The sequence below is a fragment of the uncultured Porphyromonas sp. genome, from assembly GCF_947254915.1.
Classification (GTDB): Bacteria; Bacteroidota; Bacteroidia; order Bacteroidales; family Porphyromonadaceae; genus Porphyromonas.
Genome location: NZ_CAMYEZ010000126.1, coordinates 1 through 5854, shown reverse-complemented (window position 1 = coordinate 5854; position 5854 = coordinate 1). Strand labels below are relative to the sequence as shown.

Here is a 5854-nt window from a genome sequence, read left to right as displayed (position 1 = left end):
CGGAGGTATCGGACGAGTAACGGCTGTAGGGACGCACGATCTGTGCGTCCGTTGTGTTAAAGCAAAACGTGTAGCCTGTGCATTTGTTGTGTCAAAGGTTACAGCGTCCGTTGGTTTTAACGGGGACGGACGCACGACCGTGCGTCCCTACAGCTGTTACACGTTCCGTCGTTCGGGGACGGACGCACAGATCGTGCGTCCCTACAACGGTTACACGTCTCGTCGTTCGGGGACGGACGCACAGATCGTGCGTCCCTACAACGGTTACACGTCTCGTCGTTCGGGGAGGGACGCTCAGTCCGATTTGCGGAGTTGATCCCCGTATCATCAGAAAATAGTATATTTGCAGGGCGTAGGTTGCGTCCACTCCGTTCTGTGACGAGAGTGGCGGACGCTGGGTAACCTACCAGGTGAGGCGATGGGGCGCTGAGAGGCTTACCCGCTGGATCAGAGTCCTATAGCCGTACCAATCATATAGAGTATAAATCTTAAGACTACAAAGTTTATGAAACGCATTGCAATCCTTACAACAATTCTCCTCCTCTGTGCCACACTAGCTGGAGCTCAGAACAAGCAAACAGGCAAGCAGTCTGGTCCTCAGATCACTGCTACGGAGACGGAGTTTGACTTTGGCTCGATCAAGGAGGTTGATGGTCCTGTCAGTCATACCTTTACGATCAAGAATACGGGTACAGCACCCCTCGTGCTTACTCGTGTCGTAGCCTCTTGTGGGTGTACGAAGCCTGAGTTTGAGACAGCACCTATAGCTCCAGGTAAGAGTACAACGATCAAGGTGACCTACAATCCTGCTGGACGACCAGGACAATTCGTCAAGACCATCTCTGTCTATAGCAATGGCAAGGATGGTAGCTACATCCTACGCATTAAGGGTATTGTTGAGTAGTCCTACTGAGAGATAAGTCTACAGTCATTTGAAGCGATGCACGCTCAGCCCTAGAGCCTTTATGACGAAGGGGTGGGGCGGAGGAGCGTGTCTCAAGCGAACTAAGATAGATAGTGTATGGCTACAAGACGAATGGTAGCTCTCCTGCTTTGCCTTGCCACTACCCTATGTGTAGTACGTGCACAGCAGACGGAGAAGATGATTGACTCGCTCTCAGCGATCCACAACTTCGGGACGATAGCTGAGGAGCGGGGGACGGTGTCGCATAGCTTCACCTTGCGCAACGTGTCTGACCAGCCGATGGTTATCCTGCGTGTCAATACGGACTGTGGCTGTACGACCCCTACATATGATCGTACCGCTGTAGCTCCAGGGGATTCGATACCTATCCAGATCACCTACAATCCGCTAAATCGTCCAGGCTCTTTCGTCAAGTATACCCGTGTCTACACCTCCGTAGATCCGAATAAGCCTATCAAGCTGACGATCAAAGGCAATGTAGCTACACTCGGTAGGCAGACCCCAACGAATGCACTCTACCAGCAAGAGATCGGAGCGCTACAGGTGAGTAACCTCTTCCTAGACTTCCCGCTACAGCCTGCAGGCGAAGAGAATACGATTCGCCTGATGCTCAACAATCCGACGGGTCAGCCTCTAGAGGTAGCGCTAGATACGATCCCAAGTTTTCTGAAGAGCAGTTTGCGTCACGTTACGTTGGCAGCTTACGAGCCAGAGGAAATCTTCTTGACGGCACATAATGACGGATCAATAGCTCCTGGCATTCACAAGGGGTGGATAGGTATCACCGTACATACGCAGGACGGTGAGTCTGACCTCTCGGGTGGCGTGATGGTACGTCTTGTGATGCCCCCCAGCTTTGTCAAGGGAGCTCCAACCCCTCGTGCTGATCTGAATACTTACCAGCGTCTGACCGACTTAGCTCCAGAGGATCAAGTCTATGAGGGGACTGTCGCTCTAAAGAATGATGGCGAAGCCCCTATGCAGCTCTACTCCGTGGAGAGCAATACCGCCTTCCTGACTATCTTGGATTACCCGAAGACGATAGCTCCAGGTGCTAGTGCCGACATACGCTATCAGCTCAAGCTGGAGGGTGTGGATCGCTCACGTAGAGCTCTCAAGGCAAACTTTGACCTCCTGCTCAACGATCCGAATGCTCCGCTACGCAACGTCCTGATCGTTGTACCTAAGCGGTAGCCTAGCGTATCTAGCGCCACTAGCCCTCTAATCTCTAACCTCTAACCTCTAATCTCTAACTCCTCCATGCTCACAAACGATCATCCTGAGAATGACCCTCGCTATGCGGGTCTCAAGGTGAATAAAGGTGTCTCCGTCCAGCCTATGGTCAATCCCTATCTGCGCCAGCAACGGGTACAGCGTGAGGACTATCCCGCTGAGCGCTATATAGAGGAGATCCTAGCGGGCAATCGTACCTTCCTGGCTCGTGCCGTGACGCTCGTCGAGAGTACACGTCACGACCATCAGCTCAAGGCGCAGCAGATACTAGAGGGTTGTCTGCCATACAGTGGGCAGTCGATGCGTGTCGGTATCACGGGCGTGCCTGGAGCTGGCAAGAGTACGTCGATAGATGCCTTCGGCATGCATCTCATCAAGCAGGGACACAAGCTGGCGGTGCTGGCGATAGACCCTAGTAGTGAGATCTCTAAGGGGAGTATCCTAGGCGACAAAACACGCATGGAGCGCCTTTCACGGGAGGAGCGTGCTTTCATTCGTCCGAGTGCTAGTAGCTCTTCGCTGGGTGGTGTGGCGCGCAAGACGCGTGAGACCATTATCCTCTGCGAGGCTGCTGGCTTTGACACGGTCTTCGTTGAGACGGTGGGGGTAGGGCAGAGTGAGACGGCTGTCCACTCGATGGTCGACTTCTTCCTTTTGATCCAGCTGGCTGGTACAGGCGATGAGCTACAAGGCATCAAGCGTGGCATCATGGAGATGGCCGATGGGATCATCATCAACAAGGCTGATGGCGACAACGTGGACAAGGCTCGTCTGGCAGCGCAGCACTTTCGCAATGCGCTACAGCTCTTTCCCACTACTGAGTCGGGCTGGGAGCCTAAGGTTATGACCTACTCAGGACTGAAGGGAATAGGTATCAAGGAGATCTTTGACATGATCGATACTTATCGTCAGACGACTAAGGAGAGTGGTTACTTTGACTACAATCGTCGCCGACAGGAGAAGTGGTGGATGTATGAGACGGTCAATGAGGAGCTTCGTCGCTCTTTCTACGACAGTGAGCAGGTCAAGCAGCTCCAAGAGTCGGTAGAGCACGAGGTCCTGGAGAATCGTATCACCCCCTTCGTGGGTGCGGGACGGCTCCTGGAGGCTTTCTACAAGTCGCTGAAGTAATGGGGACGAGTTACACATTTAACCTATACATATAGACTACATAGCAAGATGGCAGACTTAGACTTTGAGCAGCTTGATCGAGGTGCGGTTCAGTACCTGCGCAGTCATCTCGATCCCTCCTTTATCAAGGAGTATGACGATGATGAGATCTTTCTCTACGTGATGGATCTCTGTGACGATTACACCGAGACGCAGGGCGATGATGAGGAGGTCTGCCTAGACTTAGACGCAATGGCTGGCTATGTCTCCGATCACTTGAGTCAGGACATGGGCGTCAAGATGCATGAGGACGATGCGTACGATCTCGTCTCCACGCTCTATGACTACTATGCCGAGGAGGGACTGGTCGATGTCATAGACACCGATGAGGATCCAGAGTAATTGATCCTGAGGAGCGCCCATGGCTAGACGTAAACTGGAGAAATTTGCCGACCTGCATAGCTATCCCAACGTGTATGAGTATGGCTATGCGGAGCTCTCTTCACCAGAGGTGGCGGGAGAGATAGCTGGCGGGTGGAGTGGGTGCGCCTTTGATGCGGATCGCCCGCTCGTCTTAGAGTTGGGCTGCGGACGAGGTGAGTACACGGTGGCACTGGCTCAGCAAGATGCTACGCACAACTATATTGGCGTGGACCGTAAGGGCGCACGTATGTGGCACGGAGCTACGGAGGCTCTAGACAAAGGGTTGACTAATGCGGCCTTCCTGCGTACGGACATTAACTTACTGCCGCTAGCCTTTGCCCCTGGAGAGGTGAGTGAGCTTTGGATCACTTTCCCCGATCCTCAGATGAAGCGCACACGTGCTAGACTTCTTTCGTCAACTTTCTTTACTAGTTACAACCGCTATCTCAAGCCCGATGGAGTAGTACACCTTAAAACCGATAGCACCTTCCTCTATGAGTACACGTTGAGCCTGCTGGAGGTCAATGGCGTGGAGCCTATCGTGGCACTGGCAGACCTTTACCAAGAGGAAGCTCTGCTGACACAGTACGGCATACCACGTGTCCTGACTCACTACGAGAAGCAGTGGCTGGGCAGAGGTAAGGTGATCAAGTATATCCGCTTTGCGCTACCTATGCGCGAGCAGTGGCTAGAGCCCGAAAGTGAGCCTGAGCATGACGACTATACCAGTTGGTCGCAAGTCCCTGGAGGACTCCTGCATCAAGTGGAGCGGGCGTTCGCTCAGGAAGAATAAAAGCTCAGACCAAGTAACCGAAACAAGATATGAATAGCTATACAACCGAACAGGTACTCGATGCGCTGCGCAATGTGCGCTACCCAGGTACTGGTACCGATATTGTCACGTCAGGTATCGTGACAGACGACATACAGATCAAGGGACGACAGATCTCTCTGACGCTACACTTCCCCCGTGTGCGAGATCCGTTTGCTCGCTCCGTGGTCAAAGCGGCCGAAACCGCTATCCTCACCTTCCTAGATGCGAAGGCAGATGTGGCGGGGCGTATCAAGGCAACCTTTAGAGAGGAGCCTGAGCAGCCTGAGGTGGAGAACCCGCTCCCGATGGTCTCTAACACGATCGCCATCTTCAGTGGCAAGGGGGGTGTGGGCAAGAGTACAGTCACGAGCAATCTGGCGGTGGCTCTAGCTCGCCAAGGGTATAAAGTGGGGCTCCTCGATGCCGACATCTATGGTCCGTCAATGCCTAAGATGTTTCACTGTGAGGACGCTCGGCCCGTGGCTGAGGAGGTGGACGGCAAGGATCGCATCGCTCCGATCGTTGTGACGGAGGGGATTAAGATGCTCTCCATCGGCTTCTTCGTGAGTCCCAACCAAGCGCTCCTATGGCGTGGTACGATGGCTTCGAATGCGCTCAAGCAGATGCTTACCGAGGGGCACTGGGGAGAGTTGGACTACCTGCTCATCGATATGCCTCCAGGAACGGGAGACATCGCTCTGACGCTGGTGCAGACGCTTCCACTCACGGGCGCTATCGTGGTGACCACACCGCAAGAGGTGGCTCTCGTTGATGCGATGAAGGGGATCAACCTCTTCCAGACGGATCCTGTCAATGTGCCTATCCTCGGCTTGGTGGAGAATATGTCATGGTTTACGCCTGCCGAGCTGCCTGACAATAAGTACTACATCTTCGGTCGTGACGGAGGCAAGCGATTGGCCGAGGAGCTTCACATCCCGCTCTTGGGGCAGCTGCCACTCGTGCAGAGTGTCTGCGAGGCTGGCGATGCGGGAGAGCCGATAGCCGCACAGAGTGACCAGGTGATGAGTCACTACTTCGCGGAGCTAGCCTCGGCTGTGACGGAGCGCGTGCAGGAGAGGCTGACGATGGCACCCGCCACCAAGCGGGTGCACGTATCGCATTAGACTTTAGAGGTTAGATCCCTTCTCGTATCCTTTGGCGTGTAGTGCTTCTAACCTCTAATTGCTAATCTCTAACCTCTCAAGGCTGACGCATTATAGCGGACGACTGCATCTACGTCTCTATGAAAGCAATCGGGAAGGTGGAGGAAATCGGGAATTTACTCCGTAGATATTCGGGATTATCCAGCGAGGAAACGAAAAATTCTTCGGAACTTTCATTTCATTCTT

General features: G+C 53.7%; 6 protein-coding genes. All 6 read left to right on the top strand.

The genetic code is table 11. From position 1 onward, the window contains the following. Positions 1–505 precede the first annotated feature (505 nt). The 6 genes from Q0X57_RS07245 to Q0X57_RS07220 all read left to right on the top strand — a co-directional run bounded on the left by Q0X57_RS07245 (position 506) and on the right by Q0X57_RS07220 (position 5629). Positions 506–904, top strand: a complete 399-nt coding sequence (locus tag Q0X57_RS07245; protein ID WP_007365720.1) for a DUF1573 domain-containing protein — start codon at positions 506–508, stop codon at positions 902–904. 117 nt (positions 905–1021) lie between these two features. Continuing rightward, positions 1022–2119, top strand: a complete 1098-nt coding sequence (locus tag Q0X57_RS07240; protein ID WP_297729631.1) for a DUF1573 domain-containing protein — start codon at positions 1022–1024, stop codon at positions 2117–2119. A gap of 66 nt (positions 2120–2185) precedes the next feature. Then, positions 2186–3289, top strand: a complete 1104-nt coding sequence (gene meaB, locus Q0X57_RS07235; RefSeq protein ID WP_297729628.1) for a methylmalonyl Co-A mutase-associated GTPase MeaB — start codon at positions 2186–2188, stop codon at positions 3287–3289. 48 nt (positions 3290–3337) lie between these two features. Then, positions 3338–3670: a hypothetical protein gene (locus Q0X57_RS07230; RefSeq protein WP_297729625.1), complete on the top strand. Its 333-nt coding sequence runs from the start codon at positions 3338–3340 to the stop codon at positions 3668–3670. A 19-nt stretch (positions 3671–3689) separates the two neighbouring features. Continuing rightward, positions 3690–4484, top strand: a complete 795-nt coding sequence (gene trmB, locus Q0X57_RS07225; RefSeq protein WP_297729622.1) for a tRNA (guanosine(46)-N7)-methyltransferase TrmB — start codon at positions 3690–3692, stop codon at positions 4482–4484. 29 nt (positions 4485–4513) lie between these two features. Then, positions 4514–5629 carry an Mrp/NBP35 family ATP-binding protein gene (locus Q0X57_RS07220; RefSeq protein WP_297729620.1) on the top strand — a complete coding sequence of 372 codons (1116 nt, stop codon included), beginning with the start codon at positions 4514–4516 and terminating at the stop codon, positions 5627–5629. The last annotated feature ends 225 nt before the right edge of the window (positions 5630–5854 follow it).